The 26,580-nt window shown below is 67.9% G+C and carries 26 protein-coding genes and 1 riboswitch; of the genes, 11 read left to right on the top strand and 15 right to left on the bottom strand.

Annotated features, from left to right (window positions below):
• Positions 1-23 precede the first annotated feature (23 nt).
• Positions 24-386, top strand: a complete 363-nt coding sequence (locus ACQY76_RS13275; protein ID WP_428029208.1) for an A1S_2505 family phage non-structural protein — start codon at positions 24-26, stop codon at positions 384-386.
• 57 nt (positions 387-443) lie between these two features.
• On the opposite strand, the gene ACQY76_RS13270 is transcribed toward ACQY76_RS13275, so the two are convergent.
• From ACQY76_RS13270 to ACQY76_RS13260, 3 genes are all read right to left on the bottom strand, one after another.
• On the bottom strand, positions 444-638 hold the full coding sequence (locus ACQY76_RS13270) for a hypothetical protein (RefSeq protein WP_428029207.1): 195 nt from the start codon (positions 636-638) through the stop codon (positions 444-446).
• Positions 639-736: 98 nt separating this feature from the next.
• Positions 737-1,837, bottom strand: coding sequence for a choloylglycine hydrolase family protein (locus ACQY76_RS13265; RefSeq protein ID WP_428029206.1), 1,101 nt, complete (start codon positions 1,835-1,837; stop codon positions 737-739).
• Positions 1,838-2,032: 195 nt separating this feature from the next.
• Complete coding sequence (locus ACQY76_RS13260) at positions 2,033-2,878, bottom strand: universal stress protein (protein WP_428029205.1); 846 nt, start codon at positions 2,876-2,878, stop codon at positions 2,033-2,035.
• 152 nt (positions 2,879-3,030) lie between these two features.
• Here ACQY76_RS13260 and ACQY76_RS13255 point away from each other — a divergent pair, with 152 nt between their 5' ends.
• The 4 genes from ACQY76_RS13255 to clcA all read left to right on the top strand — a co-directional run bounded on the left by ACQY76_RS13255 (position 3,031) and on the right by clcA (position 7,769).
• The gene (locus tag ACQY76_RS13255) at positions 3,031-3,783 is read left to right on the top strand and encodes an ABC transporter permease (protein WP_428029204.1); all 753 of its coding nucleotides are present in this window, start codon (positions 3,031-3,033) and stop codon (positions 3,781-3,783) included.
• Positions 3,780-4,979, top strand: coding sequence for a winged helix-turn-helix domain-containing protein (locus ACQY76_RS13250; protein ID WP_428029203.1), 1,200 nt, complete (start codon positions 3,780-3,782; stop codon positions 4,977-4,979). Before ACQY76_RS13255 ends, ACQY76_RS13250 begins: the two co-directional genes overlap by 4 nt.
• A 236-nt stretch (positions 4,980-5,215) precedes the next feature.
• A riboswitch (TPP riboswitch) is annotated at positions 5,216-5,332 on the top strand.
• Positions 5,333-5,407: 75 nt separating this feature from the next.
• Entirely contained in the window at positions 5,408-6,352 is a 945-nt protein-coding gene (locus ACQY76_RS13245) for an ABC transporter substrate-binding protein (protein ID WP_428029202.1), read from the top strand.
• Between the two features lie 115 nt (positions 6,353-6,467).
• Positions 6,468-7,769, top strand: coding sequence for a H(+)/Cl(-) exchange transporter ClcA (gene clcA, locus ACQY76_RS13240; protein ID WP_428029201.1), 1,302 nt, complete (start codon positions 6,468-6,470; stop codon positions 7,767-7,769).
• A gap of 2 nt (positions 7,770-7,771) precedes the next feature.
• On the opposite strand, the gene ACQY76_RS13235 is transcribed toward clcA, so the two are convergent.
• From ACQY76_RS13235 to phnC, 4 genes are all read right to left on the bottom strand, one after another.
• Positions 7,772-9,517 carry an ABC transporter ATP-binding protein/permease gene (locus tag ACQY76_RS13235; RefSeq protein ID WP_428029200.1) on the bottom strand — a complete coding sequence of 582 codons (1,746 nt, stop codon included), beginning with the start codon at positions 9,515-9,517 and terminating at the stop codon, positions 7,772-7,774.
• A 196-nt stretch (positions 9,518-9,713) separates the two neighbouring features.
• Positions 9,714-10,538, bottom strand: coding sequence for a phosphonate ABC transporter, permease protein PhnE (gene phnE / locus ACQY76_RS13230; RefSeq protein WP_428029199.1), 825 nt, complete (start codon positions 10,536-10,538; stop codon positions 9,714-9,716).
• A gap of 140 nt (positions 10,539-10,678) precedes the next feature.
• The gene (gene phnD, locus ACQY76_RS13225) at positions 10,679-11,680 is read right to left on the bottom strand and encodes a phosphonate ABC transporter substrate-binding protein (RefSeq protein WP_428029198.1); all 1,002 of its coding nucleotides are present in this window, start codon (positions 11,678-11,680) and stop codon (positions 10,679-10,681) included.
• A gap of 13 nt (positions 11,681-11,693) precedes the next feature.
• Positions 11,694-12,536 carry a phosphonate ABC transporter ATP-binding protein gene (gene phnC, locus ACQY76_RS13220; protein WP_428029197.1) on the bottom strand — a complete coding sequence of 281 codons (843 nt, stop codon included), beginning with the start codon at positions 12,534-12,536 and terminating at the stop codon, positions 11,694-11,696.
• Positions 12,537-12,815: 279 nt separating this feature from the next.
• Here phnC and ACQY76_RS13215 point away from each other — a divergent pair, with 279 nt between their 5' ends.
• Complete coding sequence (locus ACQY76_RS13215; RefSeq protein ID WP_428029196.1) at positions 12,816-13,277, top strand: hypothetical protein; 462 nt, start codon at positions 12,816-12,818, stop codon at positions 13,275-13,277.
• Here ACQY76_RS13215 and ACQY76_RS13210 read toward each other — a convergent pair.
• The 3 genes from ACQY76_RS13210 to ACQY76_RS13200 are packed head-to-tail and all read right to left on the bottom strand — an operon-like array spanning position 13,264 to position 16,899.
• Positions 13,264-14,157: an alpha/beta hydrolase gene (locus tag ACQY76_RS13210; protein WP_428029195.1), complete on the bottom strand. Its 894-nt coding sequence runs from the start codon at positions 14,155-14,157 to the stop codon at positions 13,264-13,266. The two genes, ACQY76_RS13215 and ACQY76_RS13210, sit on opposite strands and share 14 nt — an antisense overlap.
• Positions 14,158-14,192: 35 nt before the next feature.
• Positions 14,193-15,233, bottom strand: coding sequence for a hypothetical protein (locus ACQY76_RS13205; protein ID WP_428029194.1), 1,041 nt, complete (start codon positions 15,231-15,233; stop codon positions 14,193-14,195).
• A 7-nt stretch (positions 15,234-15,240) separates the two neighbouring features.
• Entirely contained in the window at positions 15,241-16,899 is a 1,659-nt protein-coding gene (locus ACQY76_RS13200; RefSeq protein WP_428029193.1) for an electron transfer flavoprotein-ubiquinone oxidoreductase, read from the bottom strand.
• A 112-nt stretch (positions 16,900-17,011) separates the two neighbouring features.
• Here ACQY76_RS13200 and ACQY76_RS13195 point away from each other — a divergent pair, with 112 nt between their 5' ends.
• The 4 genes from ACQY76_RS13195 (at position 17,012) to ACQY76_RS13180 (ending at position 21,090) form a co-directional block, all read left to right on the top strand.
• Positions 17,012-17,932, top strand: coding sequence for a uracil-DNA glycosylase (locus ACQY76_RS13195; protein WP_428029192.1), 921 nt, complete (start codon positions 17,012-17,014; stop codon positions 17,930-17,932).
• Positions 17,933-18,094: 162 nt separating this feature from the next.
• A complete protein-coding gene (locus tag ACQY76_RS13190) occupies positions 18,095-19,504 on the top strand; it encodes a cytochrome ubiquinol oxidase subunit I (RefSeq protein ID WP_428029191.1) in 1,410 nt (469 codons plus the stop codon).
• Positions 19,505-19,506: 2 nt separating this feature from the next.
• Positions 19,507-20,529: a cytochrome d ubiquinol oxidase subunit II gene (cydB, locus tag ACQY76_RS13185; protein WP_428029190.1), complete on the top strand. Its 1,023-nt coding sequence runs from the start codon at positions 19,507-19,509 to the stop codon at positions 20,527-20,529.
• A 117-nt stretch (positions 20,530-20,646) separates the two neighbouring features.
• Positions 20,647-21,090 (top strand): SRPBCC family protein, encoded by a 444-nt coding sequence (locus ACQY76_RS13180; protein ID WP_428029189.1) that lies wholly within the window; start codon positions 20,647-20,649, stop codon positions 21,088-21,090.
• Between the two features lie 7 nt (positions 21,091-21,097).
• On the opposite strand, the gene ACQY76_RS13175 is transcribed toward ACQY76_RS13180, so the two are convergent.
• Positions 21,098-21,748 (bottom strand): ribonuclease HII, encoded by a 651-nt coding sequence (locus ACQY76_RS13175; protein ID WP_428029188.1) that lies wholly within the window; start codon positions 21,746-21,748, stop codon positions 21,098-21,100.
• Positions 21,749-21,883: 135 nt separating this feature from the next.
• On the opposite strand from ACQY76_RS13175, the gene ACQY76_RS13170 reads away from it, so the two are divergent.
• On the top strand, positions 21,884-22,507 hold the full coding sequence (locus tag ACQY76_RS13170) for a MarC family protein (protein ID WP_428029187.1): 624 nt from the start codon (positions 21,884-21,886) through the stop codon (positions 22,505-22,507).
• A gap of 553 nt (positions 22,508-23,060) precedes the next feature.
• Here the strand turns inward: ACQY76_RS13170 and groL are convergent.
• The 4 genes from groL to ACQY76_RS13150 form a co-directional block, all read right to left on the bottom strand.
• Entirely contained in the window at positions 23,061-24,701 is a 1,641-nt protein-coding gene (gene groL / locus ACQY76_RS13165) for a chaperonin GroEL (RefSeq protein ID WP_428029186.1), read from the bottom strand.
• A gap of 47 nt (positions 24,702-24,748) precedes the next feature.
• Complete coding sequence (locus tag ACQY76_RS13160) at positions 24,749-25,045, bottom strand: co-chaperone GroES (RefSeq protein WP_018389796.1); 297 nt, start codon at positions 25,043-25,045, stop codon at positions 24,749-24,751.
• A gap of 238 nt (positions 25,046-25,283) precedes the next feature.
• Positions 25,284-25,793: a phasin gene (locus ACQY76_RS13155; protein WP_428029185.1), complete on the bottom strand. Its 510-nt coding sequence runs from the start codon at positions 25,791-25,793 to the stop codon at positions 25,284-25,286.
• A gap of 220 nt (positions 25,794-26,013) precedes the next feature.
• A complete protein-coding gene (locus ACQY76_RS13150) occupies positions 26,014-26,397 on the bottom strand; it encodes a phasin family protein (protein WP_428029184.1) in 384 nt (127 codons plus the stop codon).
• Positions 26,398-26,580 lie beyond the last annotated feature (183 nt).

Here is a 26,580-nt window from a genome sequence, read left to right as displayed (position 1 = left end):
AGAAGAGGCGCAGGAGGAGCGATATGGAGCGCAACCCGGTCTTTGTCTTCGGCTCGAATCTCGCCGGCATCCATGCCGGCGGCGCGGCGCGCTGGGCGCATGACAATCGCGGCGCCGAATGGGGCGTCGGCTTCGGGCTGACCGGCACCGCCTTTGCCATTCCCACGAAGGACTGGGACATCGAGACGCTGCCGCTTCCCGAGATCCAGAAATTCGTTCGCCGCTTCCTGAAATTCGCCGCCGCCCGGCCGGACCTCGCCTTCCAGCTCTCGCCCATCGGCTGTGGCCATGCCGGCTACACGCCGGCGCAGATCGCCCCGATGTTCAAGGACGCCACGCCCAATGTGGCGCTGCCGGATGAGTTCAAGGCCGTGCTCGGCCTGTAGAGGCGCTCGGGGGAAGCGGCGCCTCGTACACACCAGAAGATGGCGCGACGGCCCGGATCAGCGCGTGTCGCAGATGTAGAGCGTCATGTCCGCGCCGGCCGCGCGCAGCTCCAGCCACACATCCGGCCGCACGCGGACCCGTCCGCCCCTTTTGCGGGCATAGGCGATGGCGAACGCATCGGCGGCGCGCACGCGCTCCTCGGTAAGGGCCGCCGGCACGGCGATCGGGGGTGGCATGGCCTTGGACGTCATGGGCACGGCCTCCTCACAATGGATGCGAAGGTTATGCAAGCCTGCGGCCAGACAGGATCAAACCGCCGGCCCGCTATGAGGCCGACCGGCGGCCGCGATCACGGCGCCAGCACCTCGGCGCCGGCGCTGGACTTGGGATAGGGCAGCTCGGTGACCAGCCGCGCCGCCGGCGTCGTCTGCGCGAAGAGCGGGGCGAGGTCGATGGTGAGGTAGTTCAGCCGGTTGTCGTAATCGGCGATCATCAGCCGGTTGTTGGTCAGGTCCTTCACCACCACCCACTGGGTATAGTCGGAGATAAGCGAGCCGTCCTTCAGCCGGGACTGGGCGATGCCAAGCGGGATGTCGACATTGTTGAGAATGTGGGCAACCGCCTGCGCCGCGGCGGCAGCATTCTGCGGCTCGGTCACATTGTGGCGCAGCATGGCGGCACGCACGAAGCGCGAGGGCGGCGTGTAGTCGCCCGGCAGGCCGAGCAGCCCGCCGCCTTGGCCGAGTTCGGTCACGTTGACGCTGCCGACCTGCTGGCTCGGCACGCCGACGGTGGTCAGGCTCAGATAGTTGCGGGCATTGGTCAGGTGCCAGTCATAGGTCGGCGCATTGGTAAGCACATGCGCGACATTGTCGTGGATCTGCACCTCGCCCTTTACATATTCCACCACCATGCCGGCGCCGCTGCGGTCGACGAAGACGAAATGGATGGTCGGCGGCGTCGGCCCGCTCTGCAGCGTGTCATCCGCCCACACCTTCATGGTGGCCAGCGCCGCGCGCAGTTCCGCCACGGTGGCGAAGCTGCCGAGCGCCCAGGAGCCGAAGGTCAGCACGGTCTGGTACTGCGTGTCGTCCTTGGTCACGGTCTGGTACTGGGTGAAGCCCGGCAGGAAATTTCCGCTCATCGACAGGCCTTCGGAATTCTGCCCGTCGAGCAGCGCCCCGCCCGGAATGATGCCGGCATTGACGCCCACCACCGCATATCTGGTCGCGACCTTGTGGGCCGGCAGGTTGAGAGCGGTGGGCGCGGTCAGCGTCAGTTCCGTGCCCTTGGGCTGGCTCACCAGCTGCCACTGCATGTCGAACGCCCATTCCATGGTGCGCCCGGCGATGACGCTGCCATCCTTGGCGACAATATCCACCGCCGTGCAGGCCAGCGACATGTTGACGGTGGCCATCAGGGCCAGCGCGGTGGCGAGGAGCCTTTTCATCGTCTTTCCTTTGATGTCACTGCCGCAGACAGAGGTGGATAGGTAGAGCCAGACGACCGAACTGTCGCTTCACATCTTGAGATCACCTGTCGCTTCGTGGCGCGTGCCGCCGCCGGCAATCGAGCGAAACAGGCCCGGAAACGCAAAAGCCCGGCGCGGGCGCCGGGCTTGCAGCCGTTCACCGTGTCGGCGCGCTCAATGGGCGAGGAACAGCGGCACCGTCATGCGCTCCAGCATGTCGCGGGTGACGCCGCCCATCACGAATTCGCGTAGCCGCGAATGGCCGTAGCCGCCCATCACCACGATATCGATGTCGCGCTCCGCCACTTCCCGCAGCAGCACATCGGCGATGCCCTCGCCGCTGGCCGGCACCAGCTTGCGCAGTTCCACTGATTTGTCGTGCCGCGCCAGATGCCGGGCAAGGTCGGCGCCGGGCAGGTCCACGCTCTTTTTCCGCAGCGATTTGGGGGTCTCGACCACCACGGCCTCGACGAGATGGGCGTGGCCGAGCAGCGCCCGCGCCTCCGCCACCGCGCGCGCCGAGGGCCGCCCGCCGTCCCAGGCGACCATGATGCGCTTGGCGGAAAATGGTTTCTGCTGCGCGCGCGGCACCACCAGCACCGGCCGGCCGGAATCGAACAGAACGGCCTCGGTGATGACCTCCTCGGCGCCCATCCGGTCCGGGTCGGCCTGGTTGACGATGGTGAGGTCGTAAAGGCGGGCCATCACGCCGATCTGCTCGGCGGCGCCGCCGGGGGTGCCGTCGATCAGCCGGACCTCGCCCGACAGGCCGAGCGAGCGCGCCGCCTCGCCGAAGCGCTCGACCGAGGTCTTGGCCTGGCGCTGGCTCTCTTCGCGCTGCGACTCGATGAAATCGGTGGAGAATGCTTCCGTATAGACCGGCGGCACGTCGATCTCGTAGCTGACGGCGATGCCGGTCAGGTGCGCGCCGAGCGCGGCGGCGGCGGAAACCGCGTAATCCACGGCGACGTCTTCGCCGTCTGTTCCCACGCGAAGGCTGACGAGAATGTCCTTGATCATCTGGGTTCCTCCCCTGTTTCCGCTCGAAACTTTTTTCGACGCCATGAAGGGGCACGGCGTTGATGGTCGTCAAGCCTCTCCAGGCCGGCACAAGCGTCGCGCATTTGCCGGCTGGCGGCTATAAGTGCTGCAACGCATGCAGGATTCTCCCCATGGCCGCCACCGGGCGCGCGCTTGCCGTCACTCTCGTTCTGCTGGGGCTGTGGGAAGGCGCGGTGCGCCTGCTCGCGGTGCCCGCCTACATCTTGCCCGGCCCGCTGCGCATCGGCATGACGGCGTGGAACAATGCCGGCGTGCTGGCCCACAATGCCAGCATCACGCTGGGGGAGATGCTGCTCGGGCTGCTGTGCGGCTCGTTGCTGGGCATCGCCTGCGCGCTGGCCATGGCCGCCTCGCCGCTGGCGCGCCGCGCCATGCGCCCGGTGCTGCTGGTGGCGCAGGCGCTGCCGGTGTTTGCCATCGCGCCGCTGCTGGTCATCTGGTTCGGCTTCGGCCTCGCCTCGAAGATCGTGATGGCGAGCCTCATCATCTTCTTCCCCGTCGCCTCGGCCTTTCATGACGGGCTGGCGCGCACCGAGCAGGGCCTCGTCGACCTCGCGCGGCTCGGCGGGGCCGGTACGCTGAAGACGCTGCGCTTCATCCGCATTCCCGCCGCGCTGCCGTCGCTCGCCTCCGGCCTCAAGGTCGCCACCGCCGTCGCGCCCATCGGCGCGGTGGTGGGCGAATGGGTCGGCGCCTCGGCCGGGCTCGGCTACCTCATGATCTATTCCAACGCCCGCATGCAGACCGACATGGTGTTCGCCGCGCTCGCCGTGTTGCTCGCCATGGCGCTGATCCTGTTCACCCTGGTCGATCGCGGGCTGACGCGCCTGGTGCCCTGGGCGCCGGAGACCGCGCCGTCATGACCCTCAACCTCTCGAACGCCGACGCCCGGCGGGTCTTCCTGGCGAAGCAGGGCCTCAGCCGGCCGCGCGGCGCGCTCAGCAAGGCGGGGCTGCTGGAACTCATCGAGACGATCGGCTTCGTTCAGGTCGACAGCATTTCCACCGTCGAGCGGGCGCACCACCACATCCTGTTCGCCCGCAACCCGACCTACAAGCGCGCGCACCTCACCGCGCTGCTGGAGAAGGACGGCGCGCTGTTCGAGCACTGGACGCACGACGCCGCCATCATCCCCACCGCCTTCTATCCCTATTGGAAGCATCGCTTCGCGCGGGCCACGCAGACGCTAGCCGATCGCTGGCGCAGCTGGCACGAGAACGGCTTCGAGACCTATGTCGACCACGTGCTGGAGCGGGTGCGCACCGAAGGCCGGCTGATGGCCCGCGACTTCGAGCAGGACCCGGTCGCCGGCAAGCGCCCGCCCGGCGGCTGGTGGAACTGGCACCCGGAAAAGACCGCTCTGGAATATCACTGGCGCACCGGCGCACTCGCCATTGCCGGGCGCGAAGGCTTCCAGAAGGTCTACGACCTCACCGCGCGCGTGATCCCCGCCCGCCATCTCGACGCCGAGGTGAGTGCGGAAGCCTTCGTCGACTGGGCCTGCACCTCGGCGCTGGAGCGGCTCGGCTTCGCCACGTCCGGCGAGATCGCCGCGTTCTGGGACCTCGTCTCGCCGGAGGAGGCCAAGGCGTGGGTCGCCGCGCAGGGCGACCGGCTGGAGCCCGTGCTGGTCGAGGGCGTCGAGGGCAAGCCCCGCGCCTCGCACGCCTTTGCCGGCAGCGCGGCGATTTTCGATTCGCTGCCGCCCCCGCCCGCCCGGCTGCGGGTGCTGAGCCCGTTCGACCCGCTGCTGCGCGACCGGGCCCGGGCGGAGCGGCTGTTCGGCTTCAGCTACCGCATCGAGGTGTTCGTGCCGGCGGAAAAGCGCGTCTATGGCTATTACGTCTTCCCGCTGCTGGAGGGCGACCGCATGGTCGGGCGCATCGACATGAAGGCGGACCGCAAGGCCGGCACGCTCGACGTGCGCCGCCTCTGGCTGGAGCCGGGGGTGCGCGCCTCGCAGGGCCGGCTCGACGCGCTGGACGCCGAACTCGCCCGCCTCGGCCGCTTCGCCGGGGTCGAGCGCACGGTGTATCTCGACGGCTGGCGGGGAGAGTAAGGCGCGGCGCCTCCCGGTTCCATGCGCCTCCCGGTTCCATGCGCCGTCATCCCGGACGACGCACCGCGTCGATCCGGGATCGCTGGACGCGCAGCATGGGCGCGCGGTCCCGGCTCTCCGCTTCGCTGCGGCCGGGATGACAACACGTTCTCTTCCGACCGATCCGGGATAGCTGGGCTATTAGAATCTCCCGGGCGCCACCCCATTTGCCCCTCCTTGCCGGCTCTGCTAGCCTCCGCCTGTCCGAGGGGTGTCCCGCCGGCCGCAAGGCTGAAGGGGCTGAGATGGCAGCCGCCAGACCCTTTGAACCTGATCCGGGTCATGCCGGCGAAGGGACGGAGCGACGGCGGGGCCTCACGCGGCGCGTGACTCCCGCGCCGGATTTCCCCCGAAAGCTCGCGCCGGGTCTCCAACTCTGGAGGAGATCCATGCTTAAGACCATCGCCGCCGCAGGCATCGCCTGCGCCCTCGCCTTCTCGGCCGCGCCCGCAAGCGCCGCCGACAAGCTCACCGTCCTGCTTGACTGGTATGTGAACCCCGACCATGCGCCGCTGATCCTGGCGCAGGAGAAGGGCTTCTTCAAAGCGCACGACCTCGACGTCGAGCTCGTCGCCCCGGCCGACCCGTCCGCGCCGCCGCGCCTTGTCGCCGCCGGGCAGGCCGAGATCGCGGTCAGCTACCAGCCCAGCCTCTATCTCTCGGTGAAGGAGGGCCTGCCGCTGGTGCGCTTCGGCACGCTGATCTCCACCCCGCTCACCGCGCTGGTGACGCTGAAGGACGGGCCCATCACCTCCATCGCCGACCTCAAGGGCAAGACGGTAGGCTACTCCGTCGCCGGGCTGGAGGATGCGCTGCTCGGCACCATGCTGGCGAGCGCCGGGCTGAAGCCCTCGGACGTGACGATGATCAACGTCAATTTCGCCCTCTCCCCCGCCCTTGTCGCCGGCAAGGTCGATGCGGTCATCGGCGCCTATCGCAATTTCGAGCTCACCCAGATCCGGCTGGAGGGCAAGGAAGGCCGCGCCTTCTTCCCCGAGGAGCACGGCGTGCCGGTGTTCGACGAGCTGATCTATGTCACCCACAAGGACAAGATCGGCGATCCCCGGCTGAAGCGCTTCCTCGCGGCGGTGGAGGACGCCACCATCTACATCCTCAACCATCCCGACGAGGCGTGGGGCCTGTTCGTCAAGGCCAACCCCAAGCTCGACGACGAGCTGAACCGTACCGCCTGGACCGACACGCTGCGCCGCTTCGCCCACGCGCCGGCGGCGCTGGACGCAGGCCGCTACGCCCGCTTCGGCGAGTTCATGAAAAGCCACGGCCTGATCGACACGGTCGAGCCGGTGTCGGTCTACGCGCCGACGCTGCCATAGGCGCCGCCGGACCTCATTGCCGGGCGGCGCCCGCGTGCACGGCGCCGCCCGGTCTTCCGATCCCCGCCCAGCGATGCTAACCGATGCGGGGCAGCTGGGACGCAGAGGGGCAGGCATGAGCAATGTGCCGTATCACGCGGTGGCGATTCTGGTGGGGGCCGTTGTCGGCCTGCTCGGCTCGGCCTTCCATGTCGGCGTCGAGAAGCTCACCGCCGCCTGGCCGGCCTATCTCGACACCGGCCTCGGGCTCGACGGCTTTCCCCTCTATGCCGCCGCCGCGCTGGTCGCCGCCGCGATGACGCTCGTCTCGCTCTGGCTGGTGCGCCGCTTCGCTCCCGAGGCGAGCGGTTCCGGCGTGCCGGAAATCGAAGGCGCGATGGAAGGGCTGCGCGAGGTGCGCTGGCATCGCGTGCTGCCGGTGAAGTTCGTCGCCGGCCTGCTCTCGCTGTCCTCCGGCATGGTGCTAGGGCGCGAGGGACCGACCATCCATATCGGCGCCTCGGTCGCCAAGGCAGCGTCCGACCTGATGAAATGGTCGGGCGAGGACATGCGCGGCCTGCTCGCCGCCGGCGGCGCGGCCGGCCTTGCCGCCGCCTTCAACGCACCGCTCGCCGCCGTGCTGTTCGTCATCGAGGAAACGCGGCGGCAGTTCCCCTATTCCTCGCGCACCTATATCGCCGTGGTGCTGGCCTCCATCGCCAGCGCCATCGTCACCGAATATCTCACCGGCGCCCGGCCCTACATGCTGCTGGAGGCCGCCACCATTCCCTATGGCTGGCTGCCGGCCTTCGTGGTGCTCGGCGGCATTCTCGGCGTGGCGGGTTTCGTCTTCAACCGCACGCTGGTCTGGTCGCTGGACCATGTGCGGCGGCTGGGCATGCGCACCTCGTTCTACATCTTCCCGACCTTTGTCGGCCTGACGGTGGGCGTCTTGATGTTCGTGCGGCCGGAGGCGACGCAGGGCGGCGAATTGCTGGCGGTGCAGCTCACCCGCGAGAACCTGCCGCTGGCCATGCTGGTCTTCGTGGTGCTGCTGCGCTTCGTCATGACCATGGCGAGCTATTCCACCGGCGTCGCCGGCGGCATCTTCGCGCCTATCCTGGCGCTCGCGACCACCATCGGGCTTTGCTACGGCACCACGCTCGACCTGTTCTTCACCCTGCCGGACCAGGCGCACACCACCTTCGCCATCGCCGCCATGGGCGGGCTGTTCGCCGCCACCATCGGCGCGCCGCTGGTCGGCATGGTGCTGGTGCTGGAGCTGACCAGCGCCTATGCGGTGCTGGTGCCTGTCATGATCTGCGCCATCTTCGCGCACATGGTGTTCCTGGCGCTGGGCGGGCGGCCGATCTACGAGATCCTGCTGGAGCGCACACTGGCCATCGAGGCGGAGGCCCGCGCCGCCGCCTCGCGCTAGGTTCAATCGGCGGAGGCCGTCGCAAGGTCCACCAGCCGCGCCGGGCCGTTGCCCTCGCGGCTCAGCACCATTTGCCGCTCGTGCTGCTCGATCAGGGTGGAGCGGTGGCCGATGGAGAGCAGGGCGGTCTGCGGCAGCCTTTCGCGCAGCAGCCGGTAGAGCGCCGCCTCGCTGGCCTCGTCGAGCGCCGAGGTGGCCTCGTCCAGCATGAGCACGTCCGGCTTCACCAGCAGCGCACGCGCCACGGCAAGGCGCTGCTGCTCTCCACCCGACAACACCGAGGCCCAGGGTGCGCTCTCGTCCAGCCGCCCTGCAAGGGCGGGAAGCCCCACCGCCTCCAGCGCCTCGCGCAGCTCCTCGTCGCCAAACATCTCCAGCGGGTCGGGGTAGGCCAGCGCGCCGCGCAGCGTGCCGACGGGCAGATAGGGCCGCTGCGGCAGGGTCAGCACCCGCGCGTCGGGCGCCACCGCCACCTCGCCATGGCCATGCGGCCAGATGCCGGCAATGGCGCGCAGCAGCGTGCTCTTGCCGCTGCCCGAGGGGCCGGAGAGCAGCACGCGCTCGCCACGCGCCAGATCGAGCGCCGCCACGTCCAGCAGCGCCCGCCCGTCCGGCAGGCGAACCTCCATGGCGCGGACCGCCAGCGGCGCGGCGCCGGTCGCCGGCACGCGGTGGAAATCGCTGCGCAGCGCCTCGGCCTGCGTCACCATGACGGACTTCTCGAAGCCGACGAGCCGGTCGACCACCGATTTCCATTCGGCCAGCGTCGTATAGGCGTTGATGAAGAAAGAGAATGAGCCCTGCACCTGGCCGAAGGCGGAGCCGGTCTGCATCATCTGGCCGAGCGGGATCGCGCCGCTGAAATAGGCCGGTGCCACAACGATAAAGGGAAAGATGTTCGAAAGCTGGCCATAGCCGGCGGTGAACCAGGTCAGCCGCTTCTGCGCGATCATGATGCCCCAGTAATTGTGCACGACATAGCCGAAGCGGGAGAGGAGGCGCGCCCGCTCCACCGGCCCACCCTGCATGAGCGCGATCTGCTCGCCATTCTCGCGCACCCGCACCAGGTCGACGCGGTAATTGGCCTCGTAGCGCTGCTGGTCATAGTTCAGCTTCACCAGCACCCGGCCGATGAGATGGGCGATAAGCGTGCCAACCGCCGCATAGGCAAACGCCGCCCAGACGAGATAGCCCGGTATGTGCCAGCTTCCCCCGAACAGGTTGAAGGCGAAATCGCCAGAAAGCCCCCACAGGATGACGGCGAAGGAGGTCAGCGTCATCACCGCGCCGAGCAGGCCGAGAAACAGGCCCAAGGTCTGGCTGACATAGGAGTTGATATCTTCTGCAATACGCTGGTCGGGGTTGTCGGCCTCGTCGCCCTTCAGCCGCATGCGGTAATGGGTCTCATCCGCCAGCCAGGCGGTGAGGTATTTCTCCGTCATCCAGGTACGCCAGCGTATCTGCAGCCATTGGCGCAGATAGACCTGATAGACCGCGACCGCGATCGCGCCGGCGGCGTATAAGGCGAACATCCAGAGAAGATGGACGAAGGCGGGATAATTCTTCTCCTGGATCGCGTTGTAGAACTCGGCGTTCCACTGGTTGATCAGCACGCTGGCATAGACCCAGCCAACCTCCAGGGCGATCACCGCCACGAGAAGGGCGAGCCCGCGCCATCTGTCCTCGCCGCGAAAATAGGGGATGGACAGCCGCCAGACATCGGCGAGCAGGGAGGTGATGGCACGCAAGGGGGCTACTCCGGGCAGAGGTCGCAATCACCTCATCTACGCCGGGCGAAGCTGGCGGGACGGTGTCCGCAACATTACCGTTTGGAGAGCTTGCGCGCCATGGCCCGCTACCGCCGCCGCCGGCGGTCGAAACGACAGCGCGGACGCCATGCGCCCACGCGTCATCCCATGGCTGCGAAGGCTTGAGGCCGCTGCGTCAGATGAACTTCTTGCGGATGCGCTGGCTGACCATGTCGAGCAGCGAGACGGTGATGATCACCATGATGAGGATCGCCGAGGCCTGCGAGTAGAGGAAGCCGCGCATCGTCTCGTTGAAGGTCATGCCGATGCCGCCGCCGCCGACGATGCCGAGCACGGTGGCCGAGCGAACATTGGATTCGAAGCGGTAGAGCGCATAGGAGATCCACAGCGGCATCACCTGCGGCAGCACGCCATAGATGATCTCCTGCAGCCAGGTGCCGCCGGTGCCGCGAATGCCCTCGACCGGCGCCGGGTCGATGGCCTCGACCGCCTCGGAAAACAGCTTGGCGACCACGCCGGTGGTGTGGACGAACAGCGCCAGCACGCCGGCAAAGGGGCCGAGGCCCACGGCGGCGATGAAGATCAGCGCGAAGACCAGCTCGTTGATGGCGCGGCAGGCGTCCATCAATCGGCGCACCGCGAAGGCGAGCCAGTGGGGCGCGACATTCTCGGCCGAGAGGATGCCGAGCGGGATGCCGGCAATCACCGCCAGCACGGTGCCCCAGATGGCAATCGCCAGCGTTTCCAGCATGGCGTTGGTATAGACGTCCCAGTCGCTGAAATCGGGACGCAGGAAATCGGCGCCGAGGGTTGCCATGTTGCCGGAGTCGCGCCAGAGCTGTGCCGGGTTCATCTCCGCCTCGTACCAGGCGGCCACCAGGATGACGACCGTGACGGCGGCCAGCACCAGGCGGAACAGCCGGGTGGTGAGCGGCGTCACCGGCGGCGCCGGCATGGCGCGCGTGGCGGTGCGATGGGCGGCATCGGCAGCGGCAAACATGGGGCGCATTTCTCCGTGGTCGTCCCGGCCGAGCGTTTCCGGCGGGCTCTGTCGCCGCGATCCCGGAGCGGCCTTTCAGCCGTCCGGGATGACGTTGTCGGCAGCGAGGATGCGGGACCGCGCCTGCGCTCCCGCGCGCCTCACATGCTGGGCAGCTTCTTCTGCTGGTCGTCGAGAGCGGCGAGCTTGGCGTCGATCTCCTTGACCTTCGCGGCCTTCTCGTCGGCGGAGAGCTTCTCGTCGTTCTGGACCTTCACCTTCGACTTGAAGAGCTCAAGCTGGCGGATCGGGATCAGCTGCGCGTCGGAGGAGGCGAGGAACGGGCCCCAGCCGTCAGAGGTCTTGGCGAGCACCTCACGGGCGTGGGCGATCTCTTCCGGCGTACCGTTGCGGCCATAGGTCATGAAGAAGGTGTAGATCTTCGCCTTCAGGTCCGACGGCAGGTCCTTGCGCCACACGATCGGGTCGCCGGCGATCAGCGGCGAGCGCCACACTTCCTTGATCTTGGCGGCTTCCGCCGGGCGCGTCTGCTGGAGGCGCGACACGTTCTCGGTGTTGTTGGTGGCGAAGTCGATCTGCTTGTTGGCAACCGCGAGCAGGTTGCCTTCATGGTTCGACGACACGACGCGCTTGTAGCACTTCTGCGGGTCGACATTGTTCAGCGCGAAGACGTAGTAGCTGGGGACCAGGAAGCCCGAGGTGGAGTTCGGGTCGCCATTGCCGAAGTTGTAGCCCTTCGAGCAGTCGAGAATGTCCTTGAGATCGTTGATGTCGTTGCGGTCGACATTGGTGACGATCAGCGAGTAGTAGCCCGAGGAACCGTCCGGCTTGGCGGTCTTCACGAACACTTCGCCGCCGGCGCGGTCCACCGCTTCCATGGCCGACTTGTTGCCGTACCAGGCGATGTCGACCTTCTTGAAGCGCATGCCTTCGATGACGCCGGCATAGTCGCCGACGAAGAACGGCTTCACCGGCACGCCGATGGCCTTTTCCATGTCCTTGATCAGCGGCTCGAAGCTCTTGGCGAGGTTCGCCGAGGACTCCGTGGAGATGAAGCCGAAGTTCAGCTCCTTGATCTCTTCGGCGCGGGCCGGAACCGCAAGGGCGGCCAGCGCAAGGCCGGCGGCAATGAGGCGCTTCATGGGTGGCTCCTGTTCAGGAAACGGGCTGGGAGAGAGAAGCGGTTTCGGCGGGGGCCGGCACCACGAACTGGCTGGGCAGGATCAGCTCCTCGGCGCTGGCGCCGTAGAGCTCGGTAAGGAAGGCGGCGTTGATCTGCGAGGCCGGGCCGTCGAACACGACCTTGCCGGCATTCATCGCGACCACGCGGTCGAAATAGGCGGTGGCGTAATCCACCTGGTGCAGCGAGACGACCAGGGCGATGCCGTGGTCGCGGCTCATGGTCACCAGCGTGTCCATCACCCGCTTGGCGCTCTTGGGGTCGAGCGAGGCGATGGGCTCGTCGGCCAGCACCAGCTTGGCGCCCTGCACCAGCGCGCGGGCGATGGCGACGCGCTGCTGCTGGCCGCCGGAAAGCTCCCGCGCCCGCTTCCCGGCGTGCTGGGCGATGCCGACCTCGGCCAGCGCGGCATAGGCGGTGCGGCGCTCATCGGCGTTGAACAGGCCGAAGGTGCCGCGCAGCGCGTTCATCCGCCCGAGCGCGCCGACCAGCACATTGGTCATCACCGACAGCCGGCCGGACAGCGCGAATTGCTGGAAGACGAGGCCGATATGGCGGCGCGCGGCGCGCACGTCGCGCGCCAGCCGGCCGGCTTCCTGCACCTTGATGCCGAAGGAATGGATGGCACCGGAGCCCGACCCGCTGCCATCGGCCAGGATCAGGCCGGCGGCGAGGCGGATCAGCGTCGACTTGCCCGACCCCGAGGCGCCGATGAGGGCGACACGCTCGCCGGGCTGGATGGTGAGCGAGACATTCTCCACCGCGCGCATCTGCCCGTAGGTCTTGCTCACTCGGTCGAGTTGAAGGGCTGCCGCCATCGGTGCTCCGCCGGCCTGTTGAAGACCGGCTTGGGGTAGCCCTGCGCGGTGACGGGTGGATGAAATTTGGATTGCAGTTTTGTGACACAACCCTGCCCGTCGCCGCCGGCGCGCGCTGCAGGGTGCGGGAGTGCCTCCCCGGAGTCAGGGGCAGCCGCGGCGGCGGGCGCCGTCAGATGGGGAAAAACCCTGCCGCCGCATCGGCTTCATTGACTTCGAACGGGCTTCGTCACCACACTCGCGCGGGGACCGGGAAGGCTGAACCGGAGCGGGGGCCGCATGTATTACGCAATCGTCGCGCTGACCATGGTGGTGGCGCCGCTGCTGAGCATCGCAGCGGAATATCCCAATATCACCGGGCTTGGCGGCCTCATCATCGTCGCCACCAAATGGTTCGCCTTCTGGGCGGTGGGGGTGCGGCTGCTGCTGGCGGGCCTCACCCAGATCCTGCGGCCGGGCTACACGCTGAAGGGCATCTTCGGCGTGGACGAGGCGCGCGCCCATGTGGTGGTGCAGGAGCTCGGCTTCGCCAATGCCTCCATCGGGCTCGCCGGGCTGCTGTCGATCCTGTTCTCGATCTGGGCGCTGCCGGTGGCGTTCATCGGCGGCCTGTTCCTCGGCTTTGCCGGCGTCAACCACCTCATGCGCCCGCACCGCACCATGCGCGAGACGGTGGCGATGGTGACGGACCTCTGGGCCGCCGCCATCCTGCTGGCGGTGTTCCTGTTCAGCCTGTTTTGAGGCCGAACCGCACGCGCAGCCATCCGGCGGCGTTTGCCAGGCCGGCGCGGCCATCGGCAAGCCGCGCGGCCCACACCATCCAGGCGTGGATCATCTGCGGCCACACCTCCAGCACCACCGGAACCTCGGCCGCGCCGAGCGCGCGGGCGATGCTCACCGCATCGTCCAGCAATCCCTCGCTCGACCCGACCTGAACCAGCGTCGGCGGCAGGCCGGCAAGGTCGGCGAAGAGCGGCGAGACCGCCGGGTCATTCGCCGCGCGTCCCGCCAGAAAGGCCTGCGCCAGCCCGACGAGGTAGTCGCGGCTGATCAGCGGGTCGACCGCCGCCTTGCTGTCGAGCGTCGCGCCGCTCATCGTCAGATCGGTCCAGGGCGACACCAGCCACGCCGCCGCCGGCATCGCCTCCCCGGCCTCACGCAGGGCAATGAGGGTGGCGAGCGTCAGGTTGCCGCCGGCACTGTCGCCGCCGATGGCGATGGTCTCCGGCGCATAGCCCTGAGACCGCAGGAAGCGCCAGGCGGCAAGGGCGTCGTCCAGCGCGGCGGGATAAGGATGCTCCGGCGCCAGCCGGTAGCCGACGGCGAGGGTACGGATGCCCGCCTGCTTGCCGAGGGCACCGACCATGGCGCGATGGCTGCGGAGCGAGCCGGAACAATAGCCGCCGCCGTGGAAATACAGCAGCACCCGCGTCGCATCGCTGCCCGGCGCCAGCGACCATTCGGCCGGCAGCCCGGCAATGTCGACCGGCGTGAAGGGCACGTCATCGGGCGGCGGATCGATGGCGCAGATGTCGTCCATACGCTGCCGGCGCTCCGCCCAGCTGGTCGGGCGCGGCTGGCCGGTGAAGAGCTGCCTCAGTTCGTCAATGTCCCGCACCATCCGCTCCCCGCCCCGCCGGTGCCGGACGCCGTCCGCTAGTGCGGCCGGAAGCCGACATAGCCGCCTTCGCCATCATACAGCACGTCGAAGCCGTTCAGCAGGTGGTAGCTGGTGTTGACGAAGGGCGGGGCGTTGTCCGCCACCCGCAGATGCACGGCGCTCGGCGCCATGGGCGAGCCATCGCCGACGGCGAAGCTGTAGAGCGGGAAGGCGCTGCCCTCCTCGCCGATGCTGATCGCCACCTGCGTGCCCGGCGGCAGCGTGCCCTCGGCACCCGCCGCCTGCGAGGCCGGCACCGTCATGTACATCACCGAGACGCCGGTATCGACCAGCACCGAGCCGCAGGCCGGCAGGGTCGAGCCGCCCAGCGCGATGCAGGCCGGCAGCGACGCCCAGTCGGCGCCGTCCGGCCGGCGCGCGAGCTTCACATAGCGGAAGGCCCCGCGCGTATTGGCGGCGGTGAGGCCGATATGCACGCCCTCGGGCGAGAGGATGTAGCCCTGGCGGCGACGCCCCTCTCCGCCGGTGACATGCAGCAGCGGATTCTTGTCCGGCGTGCTCTGGCTCTGCTTGTCGCCCTCGCGGGCAAAGCCGATGCCGACCATGGCGATGTTGCGCGGGCTCATCGTCGGCCGGCATTCGCGCGCATAGTCGAGGCACTGGACCTCGGTCACCACCATCACCGGCAGCGGCTGCGTCGTCACGCTCGCCCCTTCGCGGCCGACCAGCGAGACCGGGGTGACGACCCACTGGCCCACCATCACCCGGCCGGAGCTCGTATAGGTGAGCTTGGCCGGCCCCTGCGAGGGCATCTGCTCGAAGCCCGGCACGAATTCCGACGCCACCACGATGCCGGTCGAGCCTGAATCGAGTTCCGCCCGCAGCGGCCTGCCGCCGAAGGAGAGGCCGATGCGCGGCACGCCGTCGATCTCGCCCGGCTCGGCATTGAGGTAGCGCAGGAAAAGCCCCTCGCGATAGGGCTCATAATCGGGTCGCTCCTGTGCGAGCGCCGGCAGGCCGGCCCCGAAGAGGAGGCCGGAGCCGATCAGAAGGGCCTGGGAAAGCCGAGCGAACATATGCGCCTCACATATTGGGGTAGTTCGGGCCGCCGCCGCCTTCCGGCGCCACCCAGGTGATATTGCGGTTCGGGTCCTTGATATCGCAGGTCTTGCAGTGAACGCAGTTCTGGGCGTTGATCACGAAGCGCGGCTCGCCGCCCTCCTCCACCCATTCATACACCCCCGCCGGGCAGTAGCGCGCAGACGGACCGGCAAACACATCGTGCTCCGAGGCCTTCTGCAAGGCCATGTCGGCGACCTTGAGGTGGACCGGCTGGTCTTCCTCGTGATTGGTGTTGGACAGGAACACCGAGGATAGGCGGTCGAAGGACACGACGTTGTCGGGCTTGGGATAGTCGATCCGCTTCGCCTGCGCCGCCGGCACCAGCGTTGCCGAATCCGGCTTGCCATGCCCCAGCGTGCCGAAGGGCGAGACGCCGAACAAAGTGTTCAGCCACATGTCGAGCCCGCCCAGCGCGATGCCGGCCAGCGTGCCGAGCTTCGACCAGAGCGGTTTGGCGTTGCGCACCTTCCACAGATCGCGCCCGATGGCGGAATCGCGCCAGCCGGCCTCATAGCCGGCAAGCTCGTCATGCGCCCGCCCCTCGCCCAGCGCCTTCGCCACCTCTTCGGCGGCGAGCATGCCGGAGAGCACGGCATTATGGCTGCCCTTGATGCGCGGCACGTTGACGAAGCCGGCCGCGCAGCCGACGAGCGCGCCGCCCGGAAACACCAGCTTCGGCACCGACTGGTAGCCGCCTTCGGTGATGGCGCGCGCCCCATAGGAAACCCGCTTGCCGCCTTCCAGCGTTCCGCGCACCAGCGGGTGCGTCTTGAAGCGCTGGAATTCCTCGAACGGCGCCAGCCAGGGATTGGCGTAGTTAAGGTGGACCACGAAGCCCACCATCACCTGCCGGTCCTCCATGTGGTAGAGGAAGGAGCCGCCGCCGGTGGCATTGCCCAGCGGCCAGCCGAAGGAATGCTGCACCAGCCCGGGCCGGTGCTGCTCCGCCGGCACGGTCCACAGCTCCTTCAGCCCGATGCCGTATTTCTGCGGTTCGCGTCCGGCGTCGAGCCGGTAATGGGCGATGAGCTGTTTGGAAAGCTGGCCGCGCGCGCCTTCGGCGAACAGCGTGTACTTCGCCCGCAATTCCATGCCGCGCGTGAAGCGGTCGGTGATTTCGCCGTCGCGGCCGACGCCCATGTCGCCGGTGGCAATTCCCGCCACGGCGGCGTCCTCGAACAGCACCTCATTGGCCGCGAAGCCGGGATAGATCTCGACACCCAGCGCCTCCGCCTTGGCCGCCAGCCAGCGGCAGACCGTGCCGAGCGAGCCGATATAGGCGCCGTGATTGCTCATCAGCGGCGGCAGGAGCGCATTGGGCAGGCGCAGCGCACCCGCCGGGCCGAGGACATAGAAGCGATCATCGGTGACGGGCGTCTTCAACGGGGCCTCGGCCTCGCCGCGCCAGTCGGGAAACAGCTTGTCGAGCCCCGCCGGATCGATCACCGCGCCGGAGAGGATATGGGCGCCGACCTCCGAGCCTTTCTCGACCACCACCACCGAGAGGTCTGCGTCGAGCTGCTTCAGGCGGATGGCCGCCGCAAGGCCGGCAGGGCCCGCGCCGACGACCACGACGTCGAACTCCATGGCCTCGCGTTCTGGCAGTTCCGCCGCATCCATCCCGTGTCTCCGCTGCCGCAGCTACTGATTGGACTTCTTCCACGCTTGCCCCGGCCTGACAACTCTCGCCGCGACGGATAGGATCACCCAAGCGACAGGAAGAATGCGCCTTATGAGTTCGACACTTAGCAATAGCGGGGATGGCGACGACTGGAATGGCGGCCTCGACGCGATCGCCGACATTCTCGCCTTCCATGTGGAGGCGGGAGTCGATGTCGCGCTGGGCGAAGCGCCGGTCGACCGCTTTGCCGAAAGCGAGGCCGGGCGTAATGCCGCCGGCACGCAGGCGGTGCGCGTCGCGCCGCCCGTCGCTGTTCCGGATGGCTCGCGCGCCGCGCCACCGCGCGCCGCCGCCCCTGCCCGCCCCGCGCCGGCGGCCATCACCGCCGAACCTTCGCCGCCGCCGCCCGATGTGGCCGCGCTGGAGGCACGCGAGGCCGCCGCCTCGGCGCCGGATATCGACGCACTGCGCGCGCTGCTGGAGCGCTTCGAGGGCTGCCCGCTCAAGCACACCGCGACCCGGCTGGTCTTCGCCGACGGCAACCCCGCCGCCCGCCTGATGCTGGTGGGCGAAGCGCCCGGCCGCGACGAGGATATCGAGGGCAAGCCGTTTGTCGGGCGCTCGGGCAAGCTGCTCGACCGCATGCTGGCCGCCATCGGCATCGACCGCACCAACGCCTACATTGCCAATGTCGTGCCCTGGCGCCCGCCGGGCAACCGCACGCCGACGCCGCAGGAAACCGCCATCTGCCTGCCCTTCATCCGGCGGCAGATCGAGCTGGCGAATCCCGACCTGCTGGTGTGCCTCGGCGGCCCCTCGGCGCAGACCCTGCTGGGCATTCGCGACGGCATTACAAAGGCCCGCGGGCGCTGGGTGGAGTACGACACCGGCAGCCGGGTCATCCCGGCGCTTGCCACATTTCACCCGGCCTATCTGCTGCGCACGCCGCTTGGCAAGCGCATGGTCTGGCGTGACATGCTGTCCATCGAGGCGAAGCTGGGCGAAAAAAGCTCAGGCACGTCAGGGGAATAGCTCATCCCTTGCCGTGTGCAGCACGGCCGGGCCGGCGCCCCTTCCACGGGGCGAGACAATTCGACCGCGCTGTGGCCGATTTGAGGCATTCCATTGTGGGGCGGACCGGCCTACCCTACCCGGCGTCACCTATCGTAAGCGGTGACGGCAGGGGCACAAGCGATGGATTTCGATCCCACCATCCTGGCGCGCATCCAGTTCGCCTTCACGGTTTCCTTCCACATCATCTTCCCGAGCTTCACCATCGGCCTCGCGGCCTATATCGCGACGCTTGAGGTGCTCTGGGTCGCCACCGGGCATGAGCGCTACCACCGCATCGCCCGCTTCCTCACCAAGATTTTCGCCGTGTCCTTCGCCATGGGCGTGGTCTCCGGCATCGTGCTGTCCTACCAGTTCGGCACCAATTGGAGCCGCTTCTCGCACGTCGTCGGCAATGTCGTGGGGCCGCTGATCGGCTACGAGGTGCTGACCGCCTTCTTCCTGGAAGCGACCTTCCTCGGCATCATGCTGTTCGGCTGGAACCGGGTGCCGCGCGGGCTGCATGTCTTCGCCTGCGTCATGGTGGCGATGGGCACCACGCTTTCCGCGTTCTGGATCCTCTCCGCCAATAGCTGGATGCAGACCCCCGCCGGCCATGAGATCATCGACGGCATCGCCCATCCGGTGGACTGGCTCGCGGTGATCTTCAACCCGAGCTTCCCCTACCGCCTCGCCCACATGGTGACCGCCTGCTACCTCACCACCGCCTTCGTCGTGCTGGCGGTGGGCGCGCGCTATGTCTATTCCGGCCGCTTCCCGGAAGACGGGCGCACCATGATGCGCATGGCGCTGGGCCTCATCTGCATCCTGGCGCCGCTGCAGGCCTTCATCGGCGATGCGCACGGGCTGAACACGCTGAAGCACCAGCCGGCGAAGATCGCCGCCATCGAAGCGCACTGGGAAAACGTCCCCGGCGAAAGCGGCGTGCCGCTGGTGCTGTTCGCCATTCCCAATGACGAGGAGGAGCGCAACGACTACCAGATCGCCATCCCGCATCTGGGCAGCCTCATCCTCACCCATAGCTGGACCGACACCATCCAGGGGCTGAAGGACTTCCCCCGCGCCGACCGCCCGCCGGTCGCCATCCCCTTCTTCGCCTTCCGCGTCATGGTCGGGCTCGGCCTTCTCATGATCGCCGTCAGCTGGCTGGGCATCTGGCTGCTCTGGCGCCGGCGGCTGTTCCAGACCGACTGGTATCTGGCGCCGCTCCAGCACATCTGGCCCATCGGCTTCGTCACCATCCTGTCGGGCTGGTTCGTCACCGAGGTCGGCCGCCAGCCCTGGCTCGCCTATGGCATCCTGCGAACGGCGGACGCGGTCTCGCCGGTGGAGGGCTGGGCCGTGGCCACCACGCTGGCGCTGTTCGTCGTGGTCTACGGCATCGTGTTCTCCGGCGGCATCTACTACATCAACCGGCTGATCGCGCGGGGCCCGCAGGGGTCGGCGGTCGAGCCGCCCGTAGGCCTGCCGAACCGTCCGCTCGCCTCCGCCAACCAGGCGACGCGGGCCGCCATCAACAACCCGGGGGAATGAGCATGTTCGTCGGCTCCGGCATGGAATGGTATCTGCCCGTCATCTGGTCGCTGCTGCTGGCGGTCGCCATCGCCATGTATGTGGTGCTGGACGGCTTCGACCTCGGCATGGGCATCCTCTTCCCCTTCGCGGCCAGCGAGCGGGAAAAGGACCAGATGATGAGCTCGGTCGCCCCGTTCTGGGACGGCAACGAGACCTGGCTGGTGCTGGGCGGCGGCGGCCTGCTGGTCGCCTTCCCCCTCGCCTATTCCATCGTCATGCCGGCGCTGTACCTGCCGGTGATCTTCATGCTGCTGTCCCTCGTGTTCCGGGGCGTCGCCTTCGAGTTCCGGCACGTGGCGGACACCAGCCGCTTCCTGTGGAACATCGCCTTCGCCGGCGGCTCCACCCTGGCCGCCTTCTTCCAGGGCGTGCTGCTCGGCGGCTTCGTGCAGGGCATCAAGGTCGAGAACAACGCCTTTTCCGGCAGCGCGCTGGACTGGCTGACGCCCTTCGCGCTGTTCTGCGGCATCGCCGTGGTGGCGGGCTATGCGCTCATCGGCAGCGTGTGGCTGGTGATGAAGACCGAGGGCGCCGCCGCCATCCGCTCGCGCGCCCGGGCCAAGATGCTGCTGCCGGTCGTGCTCGGCTTCATGGCCGTCATCAGCCTGTGGACCCCGCTGGCCTTCCCGCGCATCGCCGAGCGCTGGTTCACCACACCGAACCTGTTCTACCTCGCCCCGGTGCCGCTGCTCACCGTGGCGCTGTCCTATTATGTCTGGCGCTGGCTGGAAAAGGGGCATGACAACCTGCCCTTCTTCGGCGTCATCGGGCTTTTCCTGCTCGGCTATTTCGGCATCGGCGTCTCGATCTTCCCCTATCTGGTGCCGCCCACCCTCACCGTGTGGGAAACCGCCGCCGCGCCGGCGAGCCAAGTCTTCATGCTCATCGGCACGGTGTTCCTGCTGCCGGTGATCCTCGGCTACATCGCCTTCGTCTACTGGCTGTTCCGCGGCAAGGTGCGCGAGGGCGAGGGCTACCACTGAGGGCCGGGATGGAGAATCGTCGGCGCCCTGTCGGATCGGCGGGGCGCCGTTCGTCCTCGTGGAAGGCGGCGTGCCCGCCCGCCGGCACGCTTCCACCCGTTCACGAGGGAACCCGCCATGCCCAGCACCATCCGCCTGCACCGCGTCCTGACCGCCCCGGCGGACAAGGTCTACCGCGCCTTCCTGGAGGCGGACGCGCTGGCGAAATGGCTGCCGCCCAACGGTTTTACCTGCACCGTCCAGCATTTCGAGCCCACCGTGGGCGGCACGTTCCGCATGACGTTCCGCAACTTCACCACCGGCGACAGCCATGCCTTTGGCGGCACCTATCTCGAACTCGTGCCCGGCGAGAAGCTACGTTACAATGACCGCTTCGACGACCCCAACCTGCCGGGCGAGATGGAGGTGACGGTAACGCTGAAGAGCGTGTCGGTCGGCACCGAGATCGACATCGCGCAGGCCGGCATTCCCGATCTCATCCCGCCCGAGGCCTGCTATCTCGGCTGGCAGGAATCGCTGCGCGGCCTCGCCCGGCTGGTGGAGCCGGACATCCGGCAGTAGCGCGCCGTCATTCCGCCGCTTCGGGCGTCGCCATCCCCAGCGCCAGCCGCGCCCGCACCGGCGCGAAGGTGGTGCGGTGGTGGCGGCACGCGCCGAGCGTGGCCAGCGCCTGCGAGTGCTCGGGCGTGCCATAGCCCATATGGCGCTCGAAGCCGTAGCCGGGATGGGCGGCACCGAGCGAGGCCATCAGCCGGTCACGCGTCACCTTGGCCACGATCGACGCCGCGGCGATGGACGCAACCAGCCCGTCGCCGCCGATGATGGTGCGGGCGGCACAGGGCACCGGCGGCAGGTCATTGCCATCCACCAGCACCAGGCGCGGCGCACAGGGCAGCCCCGCCACCGCCCGGGCGAGCGCCCACAGCGTCGCCTGGCGGATATTGTGGCCGTCGATCCGGGTGGGCGGGGCGAAGGCGAGCGAGACCTCGGCGGTGGCGCAGATGATCTCGAACAGCCGCTCGCGCTGCATCGCCGAGAGCCGCTTCGAATCGTCGAGTCCCTCGGGCACGCGCGCGGGGTCCAGCACCACGGCGCAGGCGACCACCGGCCCGGCCCAGGGGCCGCGTCCCACCTCGTCCGCCCCGGCCACGGGCGCCTCGCCGGCCCGGTGGGCGGCGCGCTCCTGCGAAAAGTCCGGTTTCTGTCGCGGCTCGGCCATGTTCCAGGGTCTCTCATACGAATCGGCGACGCCGGGTGCCGACGCGCAACATGCCGACCGGGCGGAGGCGATGCAACCTCGCCGCCGCGCGGGAAAAGTGGCTATAAGCGAGCGGCAACCTTTTCGGACGAGATCATGAGCTGGGCCGAACGTATTCAGGATTTCGTCACCCTCTGGGTGGTCATCGACCCGCTGGGAACGCTTCCCGTGTTCCTGGCGGTTACCGCAGGCCTCAGCGCGCGGGACCGCACCAAGGCGGCGTTCATCTCGACCCTGGTCTCCTTCGGCGTGCTGGTGTTCTTCGCCATGGCGGGCCACTGGCTGCTGCGCTCGATGGACGTGTCGATCGAGTCGTTCCAGATCGCCGGCGGCATCGTGCTGTTCCTGTTCGCGCTCACCATGATCCACGGCAGGGGCCATGCCGACCCGCACGCGCCGGCGGAACTCAACCCGGTGGAAATCGCCATCTACCCGCTGGCGATCCCTTCCATCGCCAGCCCCGGCGCGATGCTGGCGGCGGTGGTGCTGACCGACAGCGCCCGCCACGACTTCACCGAGCGGGCGGTGACCATCGTCACCTTCAGCCTGGTGCTGCTGATGACGCTCGCCATCATGCTGGCGGCCGGGCGGCTGGCGCACGTCATCGGCCGCGGCGGCGCTTCGATCATCAGCCGGGTGATGGGCATGATCCTCGCCGCGCTGGCGGTCGATCTCATCCTCAGCGCCACGGCACGATGGCTGCACCTGCCGCCGATCTGAGCGCGGACGGTGCCGGCCGGCGGGACGCGCAATTGCGGCGGCCTTCGGCCGGCGCCCGCCGACGCTTCTCCGCGCGCTACGTCATGGCCGGGCATGTCCCGGCCATCCATGTCTCTCTGCGCTTGTCGCATCCTCGACCAAAGCGTGGATCCCCGGGCCGAGCCCGGGGATGACGGGGCTTTTGTTGCGACGACTTTAGGGGCTAAGGCTTCCCCGACTAACGACGGGCGTCACGTGCCTGCGGCAACCGCGCCTCCCCCATCGCTGTTGCGGGTCACCGCCGGCGCTCCTCCGCGCGCGACGTCATGGCCGGGCTTGTCCCGGCCATTCATGTCTTGCTGAGCGCTGATCGGCCAAATCGTGGATCCCGGGCCCGGGGATGACGGGGCTTTTGGAGGCAATCGCCCAACAAAAAGGGCGCGGCTTGCGCCGCGCCCTTTTCATTCCGTGAACCCGCAGGCGCGAATGGACCGCCGAGGAAGTCCATGCCGCTGCCGAAACCGGGCCTGCCCGGTTTCGGCACCCAGCGAGAAGCAGGGGCGAATGGACGTCCTCAGAAGTCCATGCCGCCCATGCCGCCGCCGCCCGGCATCGCCGGGGCGCCGCCGTCGCGCTTGGGCGCGTCGGCGATCATGGCTTCGGTGGTGATGAGCAGGCCGGCGACGGAAGCCGCGTCCTGCAGCGCCGTGCGCACGACCTTCGCCGGGTCGACGATGCCGGAGGCGATCATGTCGACGAACTGCTCGGTCTGGGCGTTGAAGCCGAAGTTCGGGTCCTTCGATTCCAGCACCTTGCCGACCACGATCGAGCCCTCGACGCCGGAATTCTCGGCGATCTGGCGGATCGGGGCCTCAAGCGCGCGCAGCACGATCTTGATGCCGGCCTGGATGTCCGGGTTGTCGGAGGTCAGCTTCTCCACGGCCTTCTTGGCGCGCAGCAGGGCGATGCCGCCGCCGGGGACGATGCCTTCCTGCACGGCAGCGCGGGTGGCGTTGAGCGCGTCGTCGACGCGGTCCTTCTTTTCCTTAACCTCGACCTCGGTCGCGCCGCCGACGCGGATGACCGCGACGCCGCCGGCGAGCTTGGCCAGACGCTCCTGCAGCTTCTCACGGTCGTAGTCCGAGGTGGTCTCCTCGATCTGCGCCTTGATCTGCGCGACCCGGCCCTCGATGTCCTTCTTCTTGCCGGCGCCATCGATGACGGTGGTCTTTTCCTTCTCGATGATCACCTTCTTGGCGCGGCCGAGCATGGTGAGATTGACGCTCTCCAGCTTGATGCCGAGCTCTTCGGAGATGACCTGGCCGCCGGTGAGGACGGCGATGTCTTCCAGCATGGCCTTGCGGCGGTCACCGAAGCCCGGAGCCTTCACCGCCGCGACCTTCAGGCCGCCGCGCAGCTTGTTGACGACGAGCGTGGCGAGGGCCTCGCCCTCCACGTCCTCGGCGACGATCAGCAGCGGCTTGCCCGACTGCACCACGGCTTCGAGCACCGGCAGGATCGCCTGCAGGCCGGAAAGCTTCTTGTCGAAGATGAGCATGTAGGGATCTTCGAGATCCACCGTCATCTTTTCGGCATTGGTGATGAAGTAGGGCGAGAGATAGCCACGGTCGAACTGCATGCCCTCGACCACGTCGAGCTCGGTCTCGGCGGTCTTGGCTTCCTCGACGGTGATGACACCCTCGTTGCCCACGCGCTGCATCGCGCCGGCGATCATCTCGCCGATGGAGGCATCGCCATTGGCGGAGATGGTGCCGACCTGCGCGACTTCGTCGGTGTTCTTCACCTTCTTGGCGCGCTTCTCGATATCCTTGATCGCCTCGGCGACCGCAAGGTCGACGCCGCGCTTCAGGTCCATCGGGTTCATGCCGGCGGCGACGAACTTGGCGCCTTCACGGACGATGGACTGGGCGAGAACGGTGGCGGTGGTGGTGCCGTCGCCGGCGAGGTCATTGGTCTTGGAAGCGACCTCGCGCACGAGCTGGGCGCCGAGGTTCTCGAACTTGTCCTCGAGCTCGATCTCCTTGGCGACAGTGACGCCGTCCTTGGTGATGCGGGGAGCGCCGAAGCTCTTCTCGATGACGACATTGCGGCCCTTGGGGCCGAGCGTGACCTTCACCGCATTGGCGAGGATATCGACGCCGCGCAGCATCCGCTCGCGAGCGTCGCCGGCAAATTTAACGTCCTTGGCAGCCATCTGGCCTACTCCTGAAATTCAGTATGTCCGGGAAGGATAAGGTCGGCTCAGCCGACGATGCCCATGACGTCCGATTCCTTCATGATCAGGAGGTCCTGACCGTCGATCTTGACCTCGGTGCCCGACCACTTGCCGAACAGCACCTTGTCGCCGGCCTTCACGTCGAGCGGCACGAGCTTGCCGGCTTCGTCGCGGGCGCCGGGGCCGACGGAGAGGACTTCGCCCTGCGAAGGCTTTTCCTTGGCGCTGTCCGGGATGATGATGCCGCCTGCGGTCTTCTCTTCCGCGTCAAGGCGCTTCACCACGATACGGTCGTGCAGGGGGCGAAACTTCAGCTTGGCCATGGGTCGATCCTCGGTCTTCATGTCGCGCGCCGGCGTGGCGCTGGTGGAGAGCTACTAGCACTCTTCGGGGATGAGTGCCAAACCGCCGCCGAAATAGGAACGGTGCGGGGGTGAGTCAAGCGCGGCTCACGGGGAATGCACGTTAGACAGCATGTTGCGGCGGCGGCGTGACGCGGGCATGAAAAAACCCGGCCCGCGCATGGCGCGAACCGGGTTCTGAATTCGGGTGAAGCGTCGGTCAGACCGACTTCTTGATGGTCTTCTCGACCGAGGCCTTGATCGGCTCGGCGGTATCGGCGGCAACCTTCTGGGCCAGCGTCGACAGTTCCTTGGCCTGGGCCGACAGCACGTCGAACTGCTTGCGCATGTGGCCGGTGGAAAGCTCCACCGCTTCCGAGACGCTCTTGGCGCCGAACAGCGCGCCGACATAGTCGAAGGCGGCGTTCACATTGGTGCGCAGCGACTCCAGCGCCACGGCATTGTACTCGACCATGCCCTTCGAAGCGGTGCTGTAGGTGTCTTCGAGCAGGTCGGTGGTCTCTTCGGCGCTGGCCTTCATCTTCTCATAGGCGTCGCGCGCGCTCTGCACGTTCTTCTCGGCCATCTCGCGCACGGCGGCGGGAACTTCGAGCTGGCCCGGCATGTCGAATTTGGGCACTTCGAATTTGGGCATCGTCGCTTCGAAAGCCGAGGTGGCGGCCTTGGCGGCCTTCTTCGGGGACGGGGTGATCGGGGTAGCCTCAACCATGGGTTTTCTCCACGCTTCGCGGCGGATTCAGGATGGCGGTGGCCGCTCCGCGCTTGCGACCAGGCCCTGACCGGCAAAGGCGTGTTCAGGCCAAGCCCGAACCCCCTGCCTCGTCTCGTCGCCTATAATTGTGCATTGCAGCATCATATTGCAATGCACAATCGACCTAAATCCGCGTTTTTTTGGTGGACCCGCGCGGGAATACCGCCCGGTCCCGGGCTTATTTGCCCGGTTTGGTGCCTGTAGCGAAAGACGCGGCGGCGCTCGTTCGCTCGCCCATCGCCTTGGCCTGCTCGGTCAGGCGCGCTGCCTGCTCCTGCACATAATCGGCGTGCAGCCGCGCCCATTCGTCCACCGTCGTCGCCTTGGCGAGGCGGGAGGCGAAATCGAATCCGGCGGCGATGTTGGCCTCGGCGAAATCCAGCGTCGTGCGGCCGAGGTCGCGGGCGCTGCCCTGCGCCGTGTCGACGTGCCGGCCGGCATCGTCGAGCGCCTTGTGCGCGGCGGACAGAAAACCGTCCATCGCCACGCGGGCCTGACCCATGCCCTGCTCGGCGATGTTGCGCAGTTCCGGGGGAATTTCGAGCTTCGGGGTGTCGGCCATGTCGGAAACTCCCTGCTGGCGACCATGCGGCAGTTTAAACGCGGACGGCCCGCCGGATATCCGGCCTGATGCCTACAACCAAAGTAGGAGGCACGCGGCGAAAGGCAACCCAATTCCACCGTCCGCGCGTGGGATGGTTGCAAGTGATTAACCGGGATCGGTGTCAACCAATTAACCGGAAAA

The organism is Ancylobacter sp., from assembly GCF_965279025.1.
Classification (GTDB): Bacteria; Pseudomonadota; Alphaproteobacteria; order Rhizobiales; family Xanthobacteraceae; genus Ancylobacter.
This window is presented reverse-complemented; position numbering and strand designations above follow the sequence as displayed.